At 40.8% G+C, this 21,674-nt stretch carries 13 protein-coding genes; 3 read left to right on the top strand and 10 right to left on the bottom strand.

Annotated features, from left to right (window positions below):
* Nucleotides 1-199: 199 nt before the first annotated feature.
* Complete coding sequence (locus tag QTN47_RS25505; protein ID WP_369332282.1) at nucleotides 200-1,708, bottom strand: hypothetical protein; 1,509 nt, start codon at nucleotides 1,706-1,708, stop codon at nucleotides 200-202.
* 602 nt (nucleotides 1,709-2,310) lie between these two features.
* Nucleotides 2,311-5,577, bottom strand: coding sequence for a S41 family peptidase (locus QTN47_RS25500; RefSeq protein WP_369332281.1), 3,267 nt, complete (start codon nucleotides 5,575-5,577; stop codon nucleotides 2,311-2,313).
* A 422-nt stretch (nucleotides 5,578-5,999) separates the two neighbouring features.
* Here QTN47_RS25500 and QTN47_RS25495 point away from each other — a divergent pair, with 422 nt between their 5' ends.
* Together QTN47_RS25495 and QTN47_RS25490 are read left to right on the top strand one after the other, a co-directional pair.
* The gene (locus tag QTN47_RS25495; protein ID WP_369332280.1) at nucleotides 6,000-6,764 is read left to right on the top strand and encodes an HAD-IIB family hydrolase; all 765 of its coding nucleotides are present in this window, start codon (nucleotides 6,000-6,002) and stop codon (nucleotides 6,762-6,764) included.
* Entirely contained in the window at nucleotides 6,761-7,840 is a 1,080-nt protein-coding gene (locus QTN47_RS25490) for a glycoside hydrolase family 130 protein (protein ID WP_369332279.1), read from the top strand. The genes QTN47_RS25495 and QTN47_RS25490 overlap by 4 nt, the downstream gene beginning before the upstream one ends.
* Before the next feature lie 142 nt (nucleotides 7,841-7,982).
* On the opposite strand, the gene QTN47_RS25485 is transcribed toward QTN47_RS25490, so the two are convergent.
* Together QTN47_RS25485 and QTN47_RS25480 are read right to left on the bottom strand one after the other, a co-directional pair.
* Nucleotides 7,983-8,255 (bottom strand): DUF4242 domain-containing protein, encoded by a 273-nt coding sequence (locus tag QTN47_RS25485; protein WP_369332278.1) that lies wholly within the window; start codon nucleotides 8,253-8,255, stop codon nucleotides 7,983-7,985.
* A gap of 88 nt (nucleotides 8,256-8,343) precedes the next feature.
* Nucleotides 8,344-10,935 carry a helix-turn-helix transcriptional regulator gene (locus QTN47_RS25480; protein ID WP_369332277.1) on the bottom strand — a complete coding sequence of 864 codons (2,592 nt, stop codon included), beginning with the start codon at nucleotides 10,933-10,935 and terminating at the stop codon, nucleotides 8,344-8,346.
* A gap of 129 nt (nucleotides 10,936-11,064) precedes the next feature.
* Here QTN47_RS25480 and QTN47_RS25475 point away from each other — a divergent pair, with 129 nt between their 5' ends.
* Nucleotides 11,065-11,688, top strand: a complete 624-nt coding sequence (locus QTN47_RS25475) for a DUF4242 domain-containing protein (protein ID WP_369332276.1) — start codon at nucleotides 11,065-11,067, stop codon at nucleotides 11,686-11,688.
* 169 nt (nucleotides 11,689-11,857) lie between these two features.
* Here the strand turns inward: QTN47_RS25475 and QTN47_RS25470 are convergent, their stop codons facing one another.
* From QTN47_RS25470 to QTN47_RS25445, 6 genes are all read right to left on the bottom strand, one after another.
* Nucleotides 11,858-12,940: a nuclease-related domain-containing protein gene (locus tag QTN47_RS25470; RefSeq protein WP_369332275.1), complete on the bottom strand. Its 1,083-nt coding sequence runs from the start codon at nucleotides 12,938-12,940 to the stop codon at nucleotides 11,858-11,860.
* Between the two features lie 833 nt (nucleotides 12,941-13,773).
* On the bottom strand, nucleotides 13,774-14,652 hold the full coding sequence (locus tag QTN47_RS25465) for a ChaN family lipoprotein (RefSeq protein ID WP_369332274.1): 879 nt from the start codon (nucleotides 14,650-14,652) through the stop codon (nucleotides 13,774-13,776).
* 338 nt (nucleotides 14,653-14,990) lie between these two features.
* Complete coding sequence (locus QTN47_RS25460) at nucleotides 14,991-16,079, bottom strand: sialidase family protein (RefSeq protein WP_369332273.1); 1,089 nt, start codon at nucleotides 16,077-16,079, stop codon at nucleotides 14,991-14,993.
* Nucleotides 16,080-16,798: 719 nt separating this feature from the next.
* Nucleotides 16,799-17,731, bottom strand: coding sequence for a dihydrodipicolinate synthase family protein (locus QTN47_RS25455; RefSeq protein WP_369332272.1), 933 nt, complete (start codon nucleotides 17,729-17,731; stop codon nucleotides 16,799-16,801).
* Nucleotides 17,732-18,503: 772 nt separating this feature from the next.
* Nucleotides 18,504-20,075: a sodium:solute symporter family protein gene (locus QTN47_RS25450; protein ID WP_369332271.1), complete on the bottom strand. Its 1,572-nt coding sequence runs from the start codon at nucleotides 20,073-20,075 to the stop codon at nucleotides 18,504-18,506.
* A gap of 152 nt (nucleotides 20,076-20,227) precedes the next feature.
* Nucleotides 20,228-21,112: an AraC family transcriptional regulator gene (locus tag QTN47_RS25445; RefSeq protein WP_369332270.1), complete on the bottom strand. Its 885-nt coding sequence runs from the start codon at nucleotides 21,110-21,112 to the stop codon at nucleotides 20,228-20,230.
* Between the last annotated feature and the right edge of the window lie 562 nt (nucleotides 21,113-21,674).

Below are 21,674 nucleotides of genomic sequence, written 5' to 3'. Positions count from 1 at the left end.
ATAACATTATCGCCAGGGACTTCCTCGCAAAGTCTCCCTCAAAGCCCTGTGCAGGCGGCCGGGACTTTGCGTTTTGGAGAAGAGTTAAACAATCGCTAGAGCTCCGCTCCCATCCCGCAAAGTCCCTGCCCATCACATGTTCATAACATTAGAATGACGTCCGGCACTGTAAATTGAATGCTTCCGGCAGAGGTTAATATTATTGATATTTCCATTCTTCACGTTCCATCAAAGATGGTGAAAGGACATTAAAGCCTCTTGACAATTTGAATATGTTTCCTGTTGATGCATCATCCCAATCTTTCACACTTACAGCGATGCCTTTATCATTATAAAATTTCAATTTTCCTTGCTGTGAAACAGCAAAAACTCCTTTGTTATTCATATGCATTTTTGATACAGGAGCTTTTTTCTCCAATTCTTCATGCGCAATACTTTTTATCGCATTGCCGTTTAGCGATATCCTGACAAAATCGTAGCTATTGTTTTTAGAGAGATATAACGCTCCACTCTTCGGATTTATAGTTGCGTTCACATAATCACTATTGATGCCTGATGTCAGTTCCATTGATACCACTTTTCTGCTGGCATCAATAGTTAACAACTTGCCAACACCTGCGGCAACCGCTATTAATTGTTTCTTTTTAAAGTTATAGGTGAGTGCATCAGGCACAACACCGAGGTCTGCCACTTCAGTCAAGTTCTTTTCATCTTCCAATGAAAATATTTTTGAATTTACTGAAGCAAATATTTTATAGTTATTTTCACTTGCAATTAATCTGCTGGGATGAATGGAAGCATTCACCTGTGTTAGCTTCATAGTTACCAGGTCTAATTTCCAAATACCGCTCTTGTTTTCACTAATAACGTATGCTGCTGTATTCTCTGCGTTAAAAATCAGATCTTTAATTTTCCCTACGGCTTTTGTGTCAACCCGGCTCACCGTTTGTTTAGCATTTGTCCAATCAGCGCCCTGTACAAGGTTCAGAGAAGTTGTAATGTCATCAAAATACAACATAATAAGCGGCGCCAGAACGGTGTATGAATCCATCATTCTGAACCCCGAAGTGATGCTTGTAAGTTGAATACCTTGCCTGTAATAACCATCTACCATTATAGCAGTTTCACGAAGATTGCTACTCACGGGCATTACGGAGGACTGCTTATGCAAATCACTATCACCGCTATTGGGATCATGATAAATTAATGTAGCATTGCTTGCGTTCGTCTGCAAGCCTACCACCGTGATACAATGTCCTCCCGAACGATGATACAGAATTGCATTTTCGCCCACTTGAGTATAACGCCCAACTCCCACTGCCATCAATCTCTTAAGGCTTAGATGATCTTTTAAATTGCGTAAAAAAATTGCATCATCGGCACTTGTGCGTGTATAAATCAACCCCGTATATTTACCATCCATAAAATCTTCCAATCCATCTATAGCTTTATTGTGAGAGGTTCCTTTATCCGGATCAGTCTCCATGTAATCACCCATAATGGCCAAATTGTTGATAATATTCAGGTCAGCGAATTTTGGCTGAATACCCGGTATTTTACGCCATAGGGATTCGTACCCATTTTTTGAAAGAAAACCCATTATGTTGCACATTGAAGTAGGCACACAATAATTAGCACCCTTTCCAGGAAGCGTATTCCATTTTTGATCAAAATCGAACATTTTGTCGAGTGAATACTTAAAGCTCATAAATTCATATTTAGTGGTTAAAAAATCTGATATCCGGCTAGAGCAAGCGTGCGCGGCGTACGGCGTAGCATGCTCTGCTTAACAAAAAACAATCATAAAATTTAATAGAAAACTCATCCATCGGGAAGCCCGGATCTGCTTTACGGACAAATAAAGCAGATTCATATGCAGGGACTGTATTATAACAGATCACAAAAAAAATGTTACCTGTAAAAAAAAACGCATCAGGAAAAGTAACCTAAGAATCTTTGGCTCCTCGCTAAGTTCTGTGCATAAGCTGGTACTTTGCGTTTATGATTCCCTCTGCTATCCTGCAAAGTCTCTGCCCATCACACATGGCCAGAGAGGATATACTGCGAAGAAGTTTGCGCAATAGTGACTGTGAAGTGGAAAGAACAACAAAGCCGCTCTCACAATCGAGCGGCTTTGATTTATATACTTTTTAGTATCCCTTCTTTCTGATAAAGCATTGCACACCAATACTGGCCTGGCAGGATTAAAATCCATTCTTATCTGAAGTCTACATGCGCTGCGCTAACATGTCCCCCGGCACGTCTACCACAACAAAAAGATTAGCGGCACCGTCTTCTTCACCATTTATTTTACTTACCTGTTTTTATAGGAAAAGGAGGCCTTACCGGATCAACCTGTGGATTCTCTTTTAATTGTTTTAAAGCCAGTTCTATCGCTTTTTCCAGTTGAGGATCTTTGCCGGCGATCACATCAGCGGGAGTTTGTTCAACTTCTACATCTGGTGACACCCCAACATTTTCAACAATAAATCCATCAGGCGTCCAGATGCCGAGATTGGGAGATGTAACCTGTCCCCCATCCATCAGCTCAGGATATCCCAATATACCTACAAGCCCGCCCCATGTGCGTTTGCCGACCAGTGTGCCCACCTGGTATTTGCGGAACATCCATGGCAGAAAGTCGCCGCCCGAGCCGGCAGTTTCGTCAATCAGCATTACTTTAGGCCCTTGTATTGAGGCAGTAGGTGTTTTTATGTCTTTTCCATAACGCATATGCCAATAGGCCTGCAAAGGATTCGTAAGCAAACGGATATAATAATCAGCCAGACTGCCGCCTCCATTAAATCTTTCATCGACAATGATTGCTTTTTTATTGGCCTGTGGATAGAAATAGCGTTTAAAATATTCATGCCCGGCTCCGGCAGTATTGGGCACGTACACATAGGCCACCTGGCCGTTGGTTGCTTCATTCACTTTGCGCAGATTTGATTCAACCCAATCCCTGTTTCGCAGCGCTTGCTCACTCTCAACCGGTACTACTTTCACTACCCTGCTACGGGCTGTATCGGGGTTGGTTCCAACAGTCAGCTCTACTATTTTACCGGCTGTATTCTCAAAAAAACGGTCTATATCTTCGGTTGCCGTAAGTTCCTTTCCATCGACTGCCAGAATATAATCACCCTCGTTTACATTTACGCCCGGCTCCGTTAAAGGAGATTTTAGTGTTGGGTTCCAATTCAATCCGCCATAGATTTTTTTGATGCGGTAGCGGTTATTGCTGATCGTATAATCAGCTCCCAAAAGGCCGCCTTTTACTGTTTTGCTTGTATAGAGCCTGTCACCCGGGTTGGTTATGTAACTATGCCCGACGGCAAGCTCACTCATCATCCATCGCAACAAGCGGTTCAGATCACTTCGGCAAGAAAGCTCCGGTAAAAACACGGCATACTTTTCTTTAACAGCATTCCAGTTTACACCATGCATGCCGGGGTCATAAAAATAGTCTCTGTTGATTCGCCATGTCTCCTCAAAAATATTTTTCCATTCTGCCAAAGCATCTGCGCTAACGGATATATCTGCAATATTCAGCATGCCTTTGCCCGGTGGAGGAGCTGTTCCCAATTCGCTTATAAACCAGACATTGTTCCTGGCATACAGCATTTTTTTGTTGTCGGCAGAAATAGCATATCCATCCATTTCTGTCACCTCTTTGTCCTTTCTGTCTTTAAGATTAAATGCGTGCATCATGCCGGTACCATTGTCATCAAACGGCATGGAGATATAATAAAGCTCTCCTTCTTTCCCTGTTCCGAGTTGTGAATAGTTTCCTGGTTTGATTGGAAGGTCGATAATCCTGTCATGGATTTTTTCAAAATCGATCTGAACATTATTTTCTTTTTTTACCGCAGCGGAAGCTTTGGGCTTTGTGGTGTCAATCGTTCCCTGCTCTTCATCACTTTCTTTTGCCAGGGGGGAGATCGTTTGCTTTTGCAGTGTAACCAAATAAACAGCATAGGTTGCATGCATGTCAATATTCGATTGATCAAACCAGTTAATCACAGGCCCGGCATCTGTAGAGGCTAAGAAATAAAGATATTTGCCGCCCTTGTCAAATTTGGGTTCTACGGCATCACTCAGGCCATCGGTTAAAGGGAAGGACTTGCCCTGATCAAGTGAATAAAAATAAATTCTTTTGAATTGGGTAGAGATCACTTTTGTGTACACGATCCATTTTGAGTCGGATGACCAGTCGCTGAATAAATTGCGGAAGGGCCCCGGTACATATAGTTCATCGGCATCTATTTTGGTAATTTTACCGCTTGCAATATCCAGTACATACAAATTCCTTGCGTTATCGGAATAGCTTATTTTTTTACTGTCCGGGGACCATGTTAATGAAGAATAAAATCCGGCACCATTTAAAGGTATTACTTTAGGTTCCCCTTGCCCGTCCTGCCGTTTCAGCACTAACTTGTATTCACCGGATGCGTCGGATGTATAAGCAATAGTCTTTCCGTCCGGCGACCATGCCGGATATTTTTCATGCACCCCTGTTGTTTGTGTTATGTTACGTGCATCTCCTTTTTCCGCCGGTGCTGTTACAATATCACCGCGAAAATCAAATACTGCACGAATGCCGGAGGGAGAAATGTCGGCAGAGCGGATATAAGTTGCTCCTTTCACATACCGTGGGCGTAGTTCCAGGAGATCCGCGGCTATGCCAATGGGCAAAGTATTTGAAGCGGAGTTGGAAAATGTATACGTGTGCAGGTAACCCGCTTGCTCAAATACTACTGCGGATTCATTTGCTGCAGCACTTAAAACAGGGAAGTCCGCAAATTTTGTCAGCTGACTTACTTGTTTAGATTGCGTATTGTAGGCATACAGGTTAAATTCACCATCCCTGTCGCTTCTGAAATAAATTGTGTTGCCTTTCCACATGGGGTTTACATCGTTGCACCCGCCGGTTGGTTGCGGTATTTTAACTGTGCTGTGATCTTCAAAACGATGTATGAATATGGTTGAAATTGATCCACCTCTGTAATGCTTCCATTGAAGAAACGCATCTGCCAGTGGAGTATAGGCCATCTGCTTCCCGTCGGGCGAATAAGTTGCCCAGAATGCATTCGGTATCTCAAGTTGGGTACTTAGTCCTCCTTTTACAGGAACGGTATAAAGTTGAGAATAACGATTGTTAGATGAATGCCGTTGGGAGATAAACAAGACGGATTGACCATCAGGTGTAAATCCTCTCACTATGTCAGCGGACGGATGCCAGGTGAGCCGCCTGGGAACCCCTCCTTCTACCGGTATTATATAGACATCTGTATTGCCGTCATATTGCGCACTAAAGGCGATCGTCTTTCCATCGGGGGAAAAAACAGGATTTGATTCAACTCCCTGATCAACGGTGAGTCTTCTCGGATTGGAACCATCCAGATTTGACACCCAAAGGTCCTCCGCGTAAATAAATGCGATATGGGTATCACTTACCGCGGGCATAGTAAGCATTCTTGTGTGATTGGTATCTCTTGCCTGCGTGGCGACAGGCAGGGCCAAAAAACAACAACAGATCATACAGAAAAAGATCCCTGTTTTTCTTATCGGTGTAGTCATATTCTTTTATTGATATTCCGGAATAAATTTTTTTAACGTGTTACCCTTCAGTTCTCTGCATCAGACTTCCGGGCCCGGTAATGTATTGAACAATACATTATCGCTTTCAAAAACGATCTCTTTGAAAACGATTAAGCATATTAAGTAAGCGGAGTAATAATTTATACAAAGCTCCTTCCTGCCATTATCTGAAATGTTGCTCCGGCAGCTTTAATATCTGGTGTCCCGGTTCACGTAGTAATAAACCTAGTAACATTTTTTGATTGGAACAATAACGACCGTGAAAAATCTGATCTGTAAAAGATCTTTCAGGAGCCGGAGCGAACATTTTGGCACGGATATTAAACTTAAAATGACAACAATAGATGAGAATGAAACATTTGGTGTGCGCTTTGTACTGAAGTGATGAAGATTATAGTATTATGAAAAAACTGATCATTTTTGATCTTGATGGTACATTGGCAGAAAGTAAAGCCGCTATTGATCCGGAAATGTCAGATCTTATCGGCCGCCTCCTTAAAGTTGCGAAAATGGCTATTATATCCGGGGGAGACTGGCCGCAATTTCAAACACAGGTACTCTCCCACTTGTCCTCTAAACAGAATATGCAAAATCTTTCCATTCTGCCCACATGTGGAACAAAATATTACCGGTACAGATCAGGGTGGAAAAAAATATACGCTGAGGACCTTACGGTTGAAGAGCGAAAGAAAATTACCGACAACATAGAAAAAACCATTAAAGGGTTAAGATTAGGCATAACGAAAACCTGGGGTGAACAAATTGAGGACAGGGGCAGCCAGATCACATTTTCAGCGCTTGGCCAGCATGCGCCCGGAAAAGTGAAAAAGAAATGGGATCCGGACCTGGCAAAACGGAAAAAAATAAAAAGTAAGCTGGACAGACCACTCAGGGAATTTTCAGTTGAAATAGGCGGTTCTACATCCATTGACATTACCAAACGTGGTATTGATAAAGCCTACGGCATTCACAAGTTGGAAAAAATACTCAGCATTCGTAGATCTGAGATCATCTATATCGGCGATGCATTGTTTGCCGGAGGAAATGATTATCCGGCAATATCCACGGGAGTCACCTGCATCCAGGTAAAAGGTCCCGAAGAAACAAAAAAAGTAATTGAAACGATCATTGCCTGCCTTGAAAAAACTACAAAAAGAAAACAATGAGTACGTTAAAACTACACCGGCTGGGGACAATTATGGAACCAGAAAAAGGAAATTCCATGGAAGAAGGAGGTGTTCTCAATCCGGCTGCAGTTCGTGGTCCGGATGGCTCGCTGTATTTATTTCCGCGGTTGGTTGGCAAGGGCAATTATTCCCGTATTGGCATTGTGCGTGTAATTTTTAATAAGAAAGGAGATCCCGCGAAAGTTGAACGCTTAGGCATAGCATTGGAGCCGGAAGAAGACTATGAGAAAAATGCCGGCGGGGGCGGATGCGAAGATCCCAGGATAACATATGTGAAACCGCTTCAGCGTTATATAATGACTTATACAGCGTTTTCAAAAGACGGGCCGCGAATTGCCCTTGCGCAATCGGAAGATCTGTTAAAATGGCAACGTTTGGGCCTCGCAACTTTCGCACCTTATGAGAACATCAATTTTAATGGCATTAACAATAAAGATGCCTGTATGTTTCCCCTGGCTGTAGAAAGTCCGCATCATCATATGGCAATGGCTATGTTGCACAGGCCGTTGTTTCCGGGTACCAGACCGGAGGAAACCATGCACAAACCTATAGACCGGGAAATCGCCCGTCATCATGAATGCATCTGGATTTCATATTGTCACATAAATAAAGAAACAGACAATCCTTATCATTTGTCAAAATTTGTTTCAAGCCAACCATTGGCCCTGCCGGAGGCACCATGGGAAAAACTTAAAATAGGCGCCGGAACGCCGCCGGTTCTGATGAAGCACGGATGGCTTGTTCTATACCACGGTGTAAGCAATTTGGACGCTTCAGACAAAAAGAACCCTCAGTTAAGTTATTCTGCCGGCATGATGATACTTGATAAAGAAAACCCCGAAAAAATACTTTTCAGATCAAAGCATCCGGTTTTGTCGCCCGATCTGCCGGAGGAAGAGGTTGGCGTTATTGCGAATGTTGTCTTTCCTACAGGAATTGACAGGCGTGACGATATAGGATCACCCAATCGATTTGATGTATACTATGGTATGGCGGATGACAGGATAGGCGTTGCCCGGTTGGACTTACCTAACGATCTGTCAACTGCTTTTTAAATTGAAATGAAATCAACCAGCTGTGCCTTTGTTTTTCCTGGTTATGGTTCGGGGTGTGCCGCGCTAACATGTTGCACGGCATGAAGAACAACTATCCGGAAAGAACTAGTCACCCAAAAAATTGGTTGTTCCAGGCGTTGCCTTAATCGGCAGTTGCGGGGTTAATTATTGCTTTTATTTCTTCAATTCTATTTGCAGGAAAACTCGCGCAACTGGCATGCTCCATTATAACATCTTCACTTTCTGCCTCATGAATGCAATAAATTTTGTCTTTGGTAACATAAGATTCAATCCATTTGTATGGCTTGCCTAATACAGACACTACGGAATTGGAAGTTTTTGAAATGGCCTGCAATTCTTCTTCAGTCATATTGCCTGCTCCGGGCAGTTCTCTTTCAATAATAAATTTTTTCATTGATCAACTTTTTAAGTCAGATACAAAATTATGTTGGAAGCCAAAGGCACAGATACAACTGGTTCCCCATTTTAGGTAGCGATTCTCCCTATTTTAGGATCCCCATACGAATAGCTTCGGTAACTGCTTTGGAACGGGAGTTTGCATCCAGTTTGAACAGGATGCTGGATATATGATGGTCAACTGTTTTTGGAGAAATATACAATTGAGCAGCAATTGCTTTGTTTGGCAATTCTTCCTTCAGCAACTGCAACACATCCATTTCCCTATCGGTTAAAAAAGCAGCATTTGTACGGGTTGAGTTTCTTATTCCACGCGGAATGTTTTTAATACCTGAATTCCTCATTTCCTGTTTCATTTTTTCATACACCGCCATCGCACCCAAATCCTGTATCATTGTAGCGGCATTTCTTTTATCCTCATCTGTCTTTTCAAACAAAACAAGCGCCTGCTCGTAAGGGCATCCGGATTTTTCCCATAAGGTTGCGGCCTCCAGAACCCTTGCTGCACTACTTGTATCATAAGCTTCCGCAATTTCTGCAGGTGAAAAAAGCTGCCTGCCTGCTTTCTTCATCCAAAATGCAAATTCATTTTTTTCTACATCAATACCAGTTCTTTGCATGAGGATGGATGTGTGTTCAATATCTTCTTCTTCAATGATCGTTTTACCTGTAAGCCATTCGTATTCCAGTAAGGCAATCATTGCGGGAGCAACCCTTTGTAGTTCTCTTGTTTCAAAAGACATTGCTTTTGCTTCGAGCAACAGGTCAAGTGCATCTTTCTCCCCTATCCTCATCATTACCTTTGCCAACACAATCAGCGCAGTGATCTTAATAATAGCCGGCTGATTTTCATTTTTAAGAAGATTGTCTGCAATGTTGCGGGCCGCTGTCAGGTTACCTTTTTCCAGCTCCATTCTTGCCTTCCATGATAACATATAGGCTGTCCAGGAATTCAGGTCCATTTCTTCGCAGTAATGGATCCCTTCGTCCAATGTTTTCTCCGCAAAAGCATAGTTCTTCATTTTTATCGACCCGCATCCCAGGTTGGTGTAGGAGCGGGCAGCATGTTCATGGTAAGAATTCTTTAATGCAATTTCCAGGCTTTGCTGCAGCATCGTTATGCCCTTTTGTTCAGAAGAGGATATGGACAGTTGAACCGTGCCCACATTGTTCATGGCATGGGACAGAATTTCGTCATTGTTCAATTCCTTTGCCATCTCAATGGCTTTCTCTCCCCAAAAAATGCATTCGGTGGGCTCATCAGAAAGCATTTTTAATTGTGACATAGTACTGAATGCCATGGCCTTTGTTGAAGAAGCCGGTTGGTCCTTCAGCAATTCGATCGCCCGCCCGGCAAAATTCTCTGCATTCTCCCTGTTGCCCTGAAACCACCATAGGCGTGATAAAAACCAAAGGCTTTTCCCGGTCTTTTCTATATCACCCTTTTCTTTCCGGAGGGCTAAAGTTTTTTCGGTGAAAGCAATAGCTTCCTTTATTTGGTTGCTCAGGTAGCACTCATAAGCATAACCTTCATAAAATTCAGCCAGTTGATCTGTATCATTTCCTTCAAAATATTCAATGGCTGTTAAAAACAATTTTGATGCTTCCTTGTGGGCACCTATCGATGCAACCTTTTTTGCTGCCTCAGGAGCATATTTCAACACCAGTTTTTTCTCATTGGCGTTTTTGGCGTAGTGTAGTATCCGTTCAATCTCACCTTTTTCTTCAAAAGAGTCTAAAAACAGTTCAAGCATCATTTTATTGAGTTCCATTCGCCGGACGGGTGTAAGAGATTCCTCAATCGTTCTGCGGTATAATTCATGTTTAAAAACAACTTTGCCATTTTCAACAACAATAACATTGATTGCAAAACAATGATCTATATCCCACATGGACCTGATCTTAGGGGCCCGTTCAATTTCCAGCCCTTCAGGCATGACTGACCATATTTGCCAGGCATTTTTTGTCCCTTCTTTCTGGCGCTCATAAACAGCAAGTATAGAATCCTTAATATTATCAGGAATACCCGGGCTGTAACTTGCTAAAATTTCATTTACATAAAATGGATTGCCTTCTGATATGCTATATACATCTTCGCCGCTGTAACCTTTTTGTGTGGCCAGCTCAACAACAGCCTGTTTGGACAATGGAGTAAGCACCATTTTTGTAAATGAATCCGGAGGAAGTTGTCCTAGTATATTTCGAAGCGTGTTTCTTAAATAAATTTCGTCGTCCCGGTAAGTGAGAATGAAAAGACAGGGCAATTGATAAATGCGCCTTACAAAAAATTTGATGAAGTCAAGCGTGCCTTCATCAGCCCAGTGAATATCTTCAAATACAATTAGCAGTCTCCCCTTTTTGGTACTTAACTCCTGGAAAAAATTGGTAAAGAGTAAAGAACGCTCTTCACTGGAAGGTGGAACGGGCCAGCGCTCTTTGTTAACCTGCCACAGTACATCATACAAAGGCGCTAAAGGGCGTGGGGTAAATAAGGCATCACAGGCTCCCTGGTAAATGCTGCACTCCTCAGCCTGTTTCCTGCAAAAAGCCTTTACCAAAGCGGTTTTTCCAATGCCGGCTTCGCCACTTAGCAAAATGCAATGCCCTTCTCCGCCTGCAATACTTTCAAAATGTTTTTGCAGCAATGACATAAACCCGTCCCTTTCAATCAGCGCCATATTGCAACAATTTATAAAATGGGTATACGGTAAACTTAAAATAGGGAGAATCTCTTAGATACTTCAGACTGTTATTGCGGTGCTTTACAGAACGAAATAAAATTATCAAAAAAATCAAAACTTTTAATCATGAAAATCAGTTTTTCAACATTAATGCTGCTCATTTGCAGTTTTGTTTCCCTTCATTCTTATGCCCAGACAAATCAAGTCGCTGCTACAAATACAAAAAAAATGTACATAGATGTTCACCAGCTGGAACCGGGTAAAGTAAAATTTGAAGATGTGGCAGCTGCGCATGCAAAAGACCTGGCCGTCGAAAAAAAGTACGGCGTCCATTTTATTAATTATTGGGTGGATGAACAGCAGGGCCTAGTTTACTGCCTTTCAACAGCCAGTGATACAGGCGCTGTAAGAAAAACACATGCAGAAGCTCACGGATTATTGCCTGCTTACACTTTTGAAGTAACAGATGGCATAACAGCCGCATTAACAGGAAATAAAGAACTGTTCCTGGACATACATAAACTGGGCGCAGGAAATGTTACGGCCGCAGCCGTAGCTGATGCACACAAAAAAGACCTTGCCGTTCAGGATAAGTATGGTGTAAATTTTATTAATTACTGGGTGGATGAAAAAGCTGGTGTGGTTATGTGTTTGTCCGAAGCAAAAAATGCTGAATCAGTTATCGCAACGCATAAAGAAGCACATGGCCTGGTACCGGTGGAAGTGCTAAATGTAAAACAGGGGCAATAACGGGAACACGGTGTGCAAATAATAACAAAGCCGTTCAATTTTGAGAACGGCTTTGTTATTTTAACTGTTGTAAAATGCTGCACACTATTAGTAGCCTGGCTGGATTAAACTCTTTTCTTATCTCTAAGTCGGCTTACACTATGGTGATATGTCGCCCGGCAAGGATTTGTTACCTCTTTTCACTTCCTGATAAGCTGAGCAGTTCATTTGCAATTTCTTCAGTTTCCCTGCGGGTAAATGTGGGCGGGAAATGCCTTATGTAGCCCAGAAGTTGATTTAACGCCAATACTTTAACGTACTGAAATTCTCCCAATGGCTTTTGATTTATTGATACTACAATATTTTTCAGTGGGATCTTCCTTTTGCCCCAATGATGCTGGCTAAGCCCGGAGCGCGCTGTTCCGCTGTTCAATATCGTGAAAAGAGCAAAGCCGGTTCTTTTCACTTGCGAAACTGGTGAACGCATATTTGAGTTGTTCAAAGATTGCTCGCTCCAGTTCTTAGTCTCGATCAGGAACACACCCGACGGGGCTATTAGCAAATGATCAACCTGGATGGATCTGATATGATCATTCTCATTCCGGTTGTAGATTGGCGGGTTGAAAGACATACAAAAATCATTGATCAAAACATATTCGTCAGACAAGCATTCCAGTTCTTTAACAACTTTTTGTTCACCAATCGCACCGTAGATCGAACTATTGACTTCGTCAATCAAAGCTTTTTTTCTTTCCAACATACTTAATTCATGAGCGCAATTTTCGATGACGGCATCCTGAAATCTTGTTGTGATGTAATTATACCTGCTCTCATTGTCCTGGTGTATTTTCATCAATTGTTGAACCGATTGAAAAACCCTGAACGGCAAAATAAGTTCGTAACGGCGGATCTTCTTTTTAAGAAAGGCGATTCTGAAGTAATTAGTGATTTTACGCAAGGTATTCCGGTGCGTCAATGACATCAGTGATTCCAATCGCAGCTTTAAATATTCAATTTGTTCCTGTAACGCTTTTTCTGCTGCGTCCTTCGCTGACTTAATTGAAATCTTCAGTCTCAGATTGTCTGAGATGATTTGATTTTTCTCTTTTTCTATTGCTATTTCAGCATTCGAAATGATGCACTGCCGTGAAGCTGCATAGCTTCTTTGAAATGCTATTACTTCATTTAAAGAATTGAATTCTGTAATGTTGTTTTGGTTCAGGTGCGACTTCACTGTTGTCAGGCAGCCAACCGGATTGTAAACTCTGCACATTGATATGTCTTTATATTTCGCGTTTGGATTGTCATTAACTTGCGGCTAACCATTATCGGCTGAGCACCGGTAAAATCATTTTTTATCCAGGTTCAACATGTGCTGCACCAACATGTCGTTCAGCCCAGCGCTAATCTGTAATTATACAAGTGTCCGTTTCGTCACCAACGAATAAGGCCAAAGAATAAGAATCTTTAAAATAATTTGACCAATCGCGGACCAGACAAAGAAGCTTATTTTAAAATCAGTCCAACCAACTAAATCCGTAACTACTGCTAATAATGTACCCCAGAATATAATTCGCTGGATGTAGAATGATAGTGCCATAAACAGTATAGGTGCAGCAACCGTTCCCGTAAACTCTGGATCGTTCTTGAAGCCTGTAACAGACTCGTCGTTTTTGTGCGCGTACATGGAAATACTTGTTGAATGAATAAAAAAATTGCCAGGTTAATTTTCAAACGCAAAGTTCTGATAGTGGATGTCGGGTAATGCGACTGCGAGATCAAATAAATGTCTCAATGGAAAGGATTTCCGCAGCGTTTTTTAAGCATTCTTTCAATATTCATTTTACAAATACAATTCGCAATCAATTAGTTGGAAATTTTGGAAAAAAAATCTTTATTCCGGAGAGGTTAAAAAATGTCCTTAATTACCACTCCTTTCTAAGCAAAGTGTTCCAAATAGCATCGTCGACTGAAGGAATTTAGCAAAGCCCGCAATGAACGGGTTTGCTGTTGTTGGCAGGATTAAAAATTCTATATTATCGCCAGGCCGGCATGTGCTGCGCTAACATGTGCCCAGCATACATTTTACTTCGACAATTAATTGATTTAAAAAGTTCTTTTAAGAGTTCGATCAGTAACTATTATAAAGTCAGCCAGGTTTTTATACTCGTTCCAGTTCGGTTTTTTAAAAGTATCATCATAAAGGCAACTAATAGTCAAAAATTTTATGTTTCCCAGCCTTTTGATTTGCTCAATAGTTCCCATTCTCTCATCCACATGAAAACTACCAATGATTTGAAAAATCTTGTAAGTTGGATGACTTTTCCAGAATTTATAAATGTTGTACGCAATTGTTGCATCATAAAGGCAATGAGACTGGAAAAGACTGTCAGACATATAAACATGAAATTTCATTGCCTCGGCAAATTTTTCATAATATTTTCCTTTCGATATATAATAAGGTAATGGTGGAAGAAATGATTTTGCTTCTACATCAAGGCTATCCAAAACTTCCATACCTCTCTCGCTAACGAGGCTCACATAGCGTTTTGGCACATTTGCTGCAATAACAGGCAACTTATGTAGTTTGGAAATTTTTATTAATGGTTTATAGCTATGATAATACGGCATCCAAACATTTGCAAGCCTTTCGAAATCTTGCTCCGATAAAAAGTCTTCCAAATACTCATTTAAAATTGTTTGGTAATCATCAGAAAGAGCCTCAAGTGACAAAACGATATTTTTATATGCTTTTATTAACCTGTCGAGCAAAGCAGCTTCTAAAATATGAGCAACGCTGTCATTATGTATTTCTCCAAAAAATAAAACATCTGCACTGTTCATTTTACCGGCAATCTCATTGATAGTAATTTCTTTGCTGTTTTTGGTATCGTATATTTTGAAATAATTATCAGTACTTTGACTTCTTGCCTGATTAAACGACAGCATCAAAGAAAATAAGAATAAATAGTTGAAAAACTTCATAGTCTAACTTTTCAATTGTGATTCTCTGGCATACAATTTCCATATTTAATTTAATTAAAGCAATTCTTAGAAAGTGTTCAACGCGGCATTATCGCCTGAGGCTACTTAGCAAAGCCCGCTATGAACGGGTTTGCTATTGATTGGCAGGTTTAAAATCCTTTCTTATCTCCAGATCGGACAAGCAGTGCTCTAACATGTCGCCGAGCATGGTATACAGAAAAGAAAAAGCCCGCAAACGATTGGTTTACGAGCTCTTCTATTTTGCTTCTGTATCAAGTGGTATCAAAAAAATTAGGAGAAAAGCTATGAGACTTTTGAGGATTCAAATTCTCTCATTATTAGCTTTCCCGCAAGATCACATACTTGATGTTTTTTCTATCATACGTATACGTGATGTGAATGCGTCCGTCAGCCGATTGGATCACCGCAGGATAGCTAAATTCTTCTTTTGTTCCATTTTCTAACTCAGCGATATCCTGCCAGTCGGTGCCGTTAGAAGATATTGCTACACGGAGTTTTGCCCTGCCATTAAACCACTCCTTACCCGGTTTAGTGGGGTTATAGACGATCAATTGTCTGCCATCCTTTAATGTAACGGCATCTGTGCCTGAGTTTGGATTTAACAGAGCGGTTCTGGATAACTTAGACCATGTCTTTCCGTTGTCGGAAGACCAGGATTGTATTACATTGCCTTGCTTACTTCTGCAAAGTATTTGTAATTTATTCCCGCCGTAAGAAACAATGCTGGGTTGAATTACATCAAATGAAGCACTTGTGTCAACAGGAACAGATGTCCACTCACTTAACTTTTTGTCAGTCTTTTCAATAAATACCTTCCATCGTCCGTCGGCCTGCTCAAAACTTGAAGGGCACAGGATAAAACTATTATCAAACATTACCGGTTTATTTTTTATAGGTCCAAGTATTCCCTTAGGAAGATGAACCGGGCCGGACCAGGTGTTCCCATTGTCCTTCGACGTTTTATACATTCCCCACCACTCACGCGGATTAGGTCCCACTTTGTAAAACAACACCAGTTCGCCGTCTTGTTTGTTAAACAGCACCGGATTCCAACAGGGGTACCTTGTAGTATCATTTAAGATGCCGTTAGCTACTTCTATTGGTACAACTTTTTTATCGGTTCCAATCTTGCCATAATAAATCGATACATCTTTTTCGCCTTCGTCTGTGCCGCCAAAACAGGCTACAGAAAATTGGCCATCTGTTCCCTCCACAATGGTTGAAGCATGACAGCTTCTAAATGGGGGATTTGAAAATAAAATTTCCGCATGCTCTTTTTTCCAGGTCTTTTGTCCAAAAGACATAGCAGTCATCATTATTGAGGAAAGTAGCAGGATGCTTTTTTTAATTAACGGTAAACGCTTTTTCAATGTCCGGAAATAAAAGGGAAATAATTGCTTTTCCATTCTCGTGTTCTTTATAACTATAGAAAATTAATTTGCTCTTGAATCGTTTATTTATTAAATCAATTTTTGCAAGCTACACCAACATCGCCTCGACTATTAGATCTGGTTAACCACAATCAAAAATAACATGAAAGATAGATTCAAACTGCCGGAGGCCATTGATTTTAATTCATTGCCGTCTGCTTCAGCTGACGGATAGTAATTGATCTTTTAATAAGGGCTTTAGCCCCAGGCGCAATTTGTGGCTAAAGCCATACTCATAGATTTTGAACCTACCGTTCGCTAAAGCGGAACGGCAATGAAAAAAACACTATTATCTTTAAATCGCTCATCGGCACAACAGGAAAGGTTTCTCGAATATAAACCCGCTGAATGTTGAGAGATGCCTCCAGTCGTTCCAATGACAGATTTCATCGCAGTAACAACTTTTCCCGTAGGGAATTAAGCTTAATAGAAATGTGCGAATTGAGGACATATTAGTCCGTTAGGACTTTAACCAAAAAGGGTTAATGTCCTAACGGACAATAAGGACCTTACATATTAGGACTTCTATTGAACTTAAAGTCCTACGGACTATCGATGAAAAGTATTACCGTCATCTCTGTTTAATCGTGGTTAACCAAATTCCCAATCGAAATGACGATTCTAACTCATCAACATAACCAAGTCAAACGCAAAAGCGAGAGCTCCGCCTTATTAGATTTATTATGCAATGTTTATTATACAACAGCACACAGCATAAGTTCTTCTTCCAATTTGTAATACGCCGCTAACAAATTAGCTAATTTGTTACGGTCCTCTGCTGTCATCGGATTGGCCTGAATGCGTGAAAACGAACTTATATTTAAACCGCGCTGACGAAGAACCTCTTTCGCAGTTGTCGGATAAAATCTGTGCATAATATCCATATGGTCCCTAAAAAAGGCTTGAACATTCTCAACCTTTTCGCGCAGATCCGGATTGTCGTAGTTGGCGCACAACCATACAATAAGCTCGGGAAAATAATTTCCCTGTATGCACGAGAGGCCGGCAGATCCTGCAGACAGGGATTCTACCGCGTGTACCATGTATGCGTCAAACAATCCAAAATTATAAGATGCACCAACCTTCAATTTTTCACGAACTAAATTTATATCCAATGAGGTGTCCTTAAAGTAACTTACCCTGTTGGAACTCAGCAAATGCTTAAGCAGATCAGCAGAAACGACACGTTTATAAGGCACCGGACATTCATAAAACCCAAAAGTTATATCATCCGTTTTATTCAAAATAGTTTCAAATCTTTGTTGAAACACGTCATCACCTTCGCTTTCATCTGCAAGCATACAGCTTGACAATATCACACTCTTTATACCCGTATCGTAAATCGTTTTTATGAATTCACTCATTTGTGAGATATCCCTGTCGAAACTACCGGTAGCTACCACCGGTACCCTTCCATTTGCAATCCTGACTACATGTTTTGTAATGGCAATACGTTCCGCAGGAGTTAACATATACATTTCACTGGATAAGCAGTTTGCAAACAGTCCCCTGGCCCCTGCTGCGATATAATATTCGGTCAGGTTAGTCAAACCATCAAAATCAATATTTCCCGCTTCATCATACGGGGTGATCATCACTGGCACAAATTTTTTTTCTGCGTTTATCATGGTTTCGTCGTGGTTTTGGTTCAATACAAACTTAATTTGTTCTCTTATGCTTCTGTTCCAAAAAGCTTTCCATGTTTTGTATAATATTATCCTGTAAGAAGAATTTAAATTGGCAGCGTTTATGAGTGAATAGTCAATAGTCAATAGTGAAGGATTTCAGGCAGCGCGCTTGTTAATTTCACTTATTAAAATATTTAAAAATTGTGATTTTCCAGGCTTGATGAATAGCCACCAGTGAAGGATTTTTGGCGACATGCTATTTGAATACCAGGTTATTAAAATATTCAAAAATTGTGTTTCTCTAAACACTGTGAATAGTCAAGCATTATTTTCCGGCTGAAAATTTGCAAAAGCATTTTATTAGACGTAGTCGTGTCAACCCGGCTTAGTTTTATTGAGAAGATCAGGCAGTATTTATATAATCCCTTCGGGCAATGTCATTAAGTTAAGAACTGTCATATCAAACGCTCGTCAAATATCACCATCAGCTCTATATTCGGGGGACCTCTCCTGTCGTCGAGGGGACGATGCAGTTGCAAACCTGCTCATTATCATATACTAGTTATCGATGCTGTTGATTACTTTTTCTGATAAGCCAGGATCGTCATATCGACGAGGGAATTTGGTTAACCACAATTAAAAAGAGATGGCGATGTACCTTTCTTTAATAGTTCGTAGGACTTTAAGCTCAATAGAAAACTAAACAAACAAGACCTTCTTTGTCCGTAGGACATTAACAAAAACAATTTTTGTGAATCAGTTATGATCAGTATTACGCTGTTTGTTTTTTAAGAGACTTCTGCCTGAATTGTGTAATTAATACGCCACTTAGGAAAATGGACAGTGTGCCCACAACAATGATCATATTCTTGTGAAACGGACTTCGTAAAAATTCAAATTTATCAGGGATTAAAGACGGGAAGGTCATCCAGATTATGACACATATCCCTATGATAGTAGCAGTTATAGCTTCTGTATTTTTACTCGCTTTAGATATCATCCCCAGCAGGAACAGACCTAACATGCCGCCTGCAAAAATTCCCGACAACTCCCACCAGATATCGAGGATGCTTTTGACTCCGATCATTGCAAGGCCTGTCGTCATTCCTAATAAACCAAAAGCAACTGTTGCAATATAAAGTAAACGCATACTCTTTGCATCTGTAATTTTATTATTGTAGTAGCGCTTGTATATATCCTCTACAAATATTGTGGCAGTTGAATTCATGCTCGAACTGATTGTGCTCATCGCCGCTGATAGTATAGCGGAAATAATAAGACCCAACACGCCTGTCGGGATCTCCCTTACCATGAAATGAGGCATGATCTTATCACCATAATCGGCGGGCGTCAACGATTGTGCTACCTGGTTAACAGCGCCATGCGCGGAACCACTTGTTATCCGTTCAAGAGCAACACTATTCGTAACTTCATTGAGCATTTGCGGATGAACCTGATAATAGGCGTATAAAGAAGTACCGATAAAAAAGAAGAGCAGTGAAGCAGGAACATATATGTATACACATAGCCAGATTGACTTTGCTGCACTTTTATCAGAAGGTGCCGCATGATATCTCTGCACATAATTCTGGTCCATCCCAAAATTGTTCAGGTTAATGAAAAAACCATAGAGCAGTACCACCCAGAAACTGGATTCAGTAAAGTTGACATGAAAACTTCCAAGTGAAAATTTATTGTCCGCTGTCCCTACCCTCACAACATCTTTCAGGCCATGTGGCAAATTACTAATGATAAGATATAAGATGATGACAGCTCCTACTGTCTTTATAATACCTTGTACAACTTCTGTCCATATTACTGCTTCAATTCCTCCCAGCACAGTATAAATGATGATACATATTCCAGTGACAATCATTATTGTTGGCATCGGAAAATGTGTGAGGGCCTGTAGGCTGATGGCAATACCAAAGAAAACGGAACCCATACGGGCCAGCTGAGTAAGTAAAAAGCAGGCAACCGCGTAGGTTCTTGCCCATAATCCAAACCGCTGTTCCAGGTTTGTATAAGCACTAATAGCGCCGTTGTTGCGATAATATCGTACAAAATATTTTGAGGCCACCCAGGCGGCAAAGGGCATTGAAAGACTAAACATAAAAGCGTTCCAATTGGATGCAAAGGCTTTTCCCGGCACGCCCAAAAATGTATTACTGCTTAGAAAAGTTGCATAAATTGAAAGACCAAGCGCCCATCCAGGAATTTTACCTGATGCTTTGGTAAATTGAGAGGCTGTTTTGTTCTTTTTTGAAAAATAAAATCCGACCGCCACCATTATGAATAAGTAGGCAATAATGATAACTATGTCTGTCAAACGAAGATTTCCCACTGCAGTTTATTATTTTTTAAGTTTACCTATGAATCAAACTTATTTCAATTTAGAAGAAAATAGTTATTTGTTCTTAGCGTGGTTTTATAGGATATTATCAGATAGATTTGCGTTTCTGTGCTTTCCTTAATTTCAAGTTCGCCTGATAGTTGTTACCTGCTAAGCTTTTCCTTGTGATAGCTCTTTTTGAATTCGGCAGGGGTCATATTCTTTATTCTGACAAAAAACCGGTAAAAATTAGAGACGTTTCCAAATCCACATTCAAAACATATACCTTTTATTGACATACGGTCCTCAATCAGCAACCGGCATGCATTGCTAATTCTGACTTCCATGAGAAATTCATGAAATGATTTGTTTGTCATCATTTTAAAATACCTGCAGAAAGAAGTTACGCTCAGGTTGGCAACCTTAGCCATTTGACCCAGGTTTATCGGCTCCCTGAAATTAGCCATTGTATAGGCGTAAATCTGGTTCAACCGTACGAGCTGAGCTTCGTCAGATTTATAAAAATCTGTAACCGATGAGATATATGACAGATCTTTACTTTGACTTAATTCAGTCAAAATTTCCAACAATGTGATTAGACGTTTCATGCCGCCTGCATTAATTGCCTTCAGCATCAGCTTATGTACAACCGACTTTGTTTTGCCATTGATCAGCAGCCCTTTTTTCGCTTTTTCAAAAAGTGTTTTAATGGCGACCGCCTCAGGAATGGAGAGAAACTGATGCCCCAGGAAGCCGGGTAAAAATTGTATAACAATAGCGGCAGTATTATCCTTTTTACCCTCTTCAAAGTCAGGATGTTCCTTGCAGCGCCAGGTATGCGGCAGGTTTTCACCAAGTAATACCATCTCCGTTTCTTCAAAATTGCTGATGTTATCCCCAATAAATCTCACACCGTTACCCTTAATAATGTAATGTAACTCCAACTCAGGATGGTAGTGCAGGGCCCAGCCAAAATCGGGTTGAATTCTTAAGCTGGCACTAAATGAGCTTTCGTCGTCCGCAGTTATCTTGTAAAAATGAGGCTTCATAATGGTCTCCCGGAAATTGAGTCAATCGTTACAGTAATTAAAATAAAGCAGCAATAATAGCAATATAATTAAGTTATACAAAATTGCCCCAAAGGAGTGATTGTTCTCTTAATTTACACGTTGTTGATTGTGATAAGATTGTATAATACCCGGGCAAAAAGTAATAATTCAAATTCACTTTATCCGTAGTTTTGTTGGTAAGACCGGCAGGTTTATCACAATCAATGTTAAACACATAGGAATTGATTTTATTTGAGAGTCAGCTCTGATACAGGAACGCATTAGTGGCTGGATAAAGGGACTTTATAATTGCTTTTTCTCCAAATCATCAATATAACACCTTGTTGCCCGGTTTCCCGTTCTGGCACAGCGTGATCTCTATTAATTGCACGAGTACCGGATTGGTCTTTCATGGATCTGGTATTCCAGTCCACTGGGGAATCCTCCGAAAGAGCCCTTGCAAAACCGGGAGGATAATTGCCATCGGTCTTCTCCGGCCATCCGCCAGCATTAAAGTCACTGAAGAGCTGTGAGGCGTTTTTACTATAATCCCTGCCAACGA

Source organism: Danxiaibacter flavus (assembly GCF_041060425.1).
GTDB classification, from domain to species: Bacteria; Bacteroidota; Bacteroidia; order Chitinophagales; family Chitinophagaceae; genus Danxiaibacter; species Danxiaibacter flavus.
The sequence above is the reverse complement of the archived record's forward strand: the minus strand, read 5'-3'. Positions and strand labels throughout refer to the sequence as shown.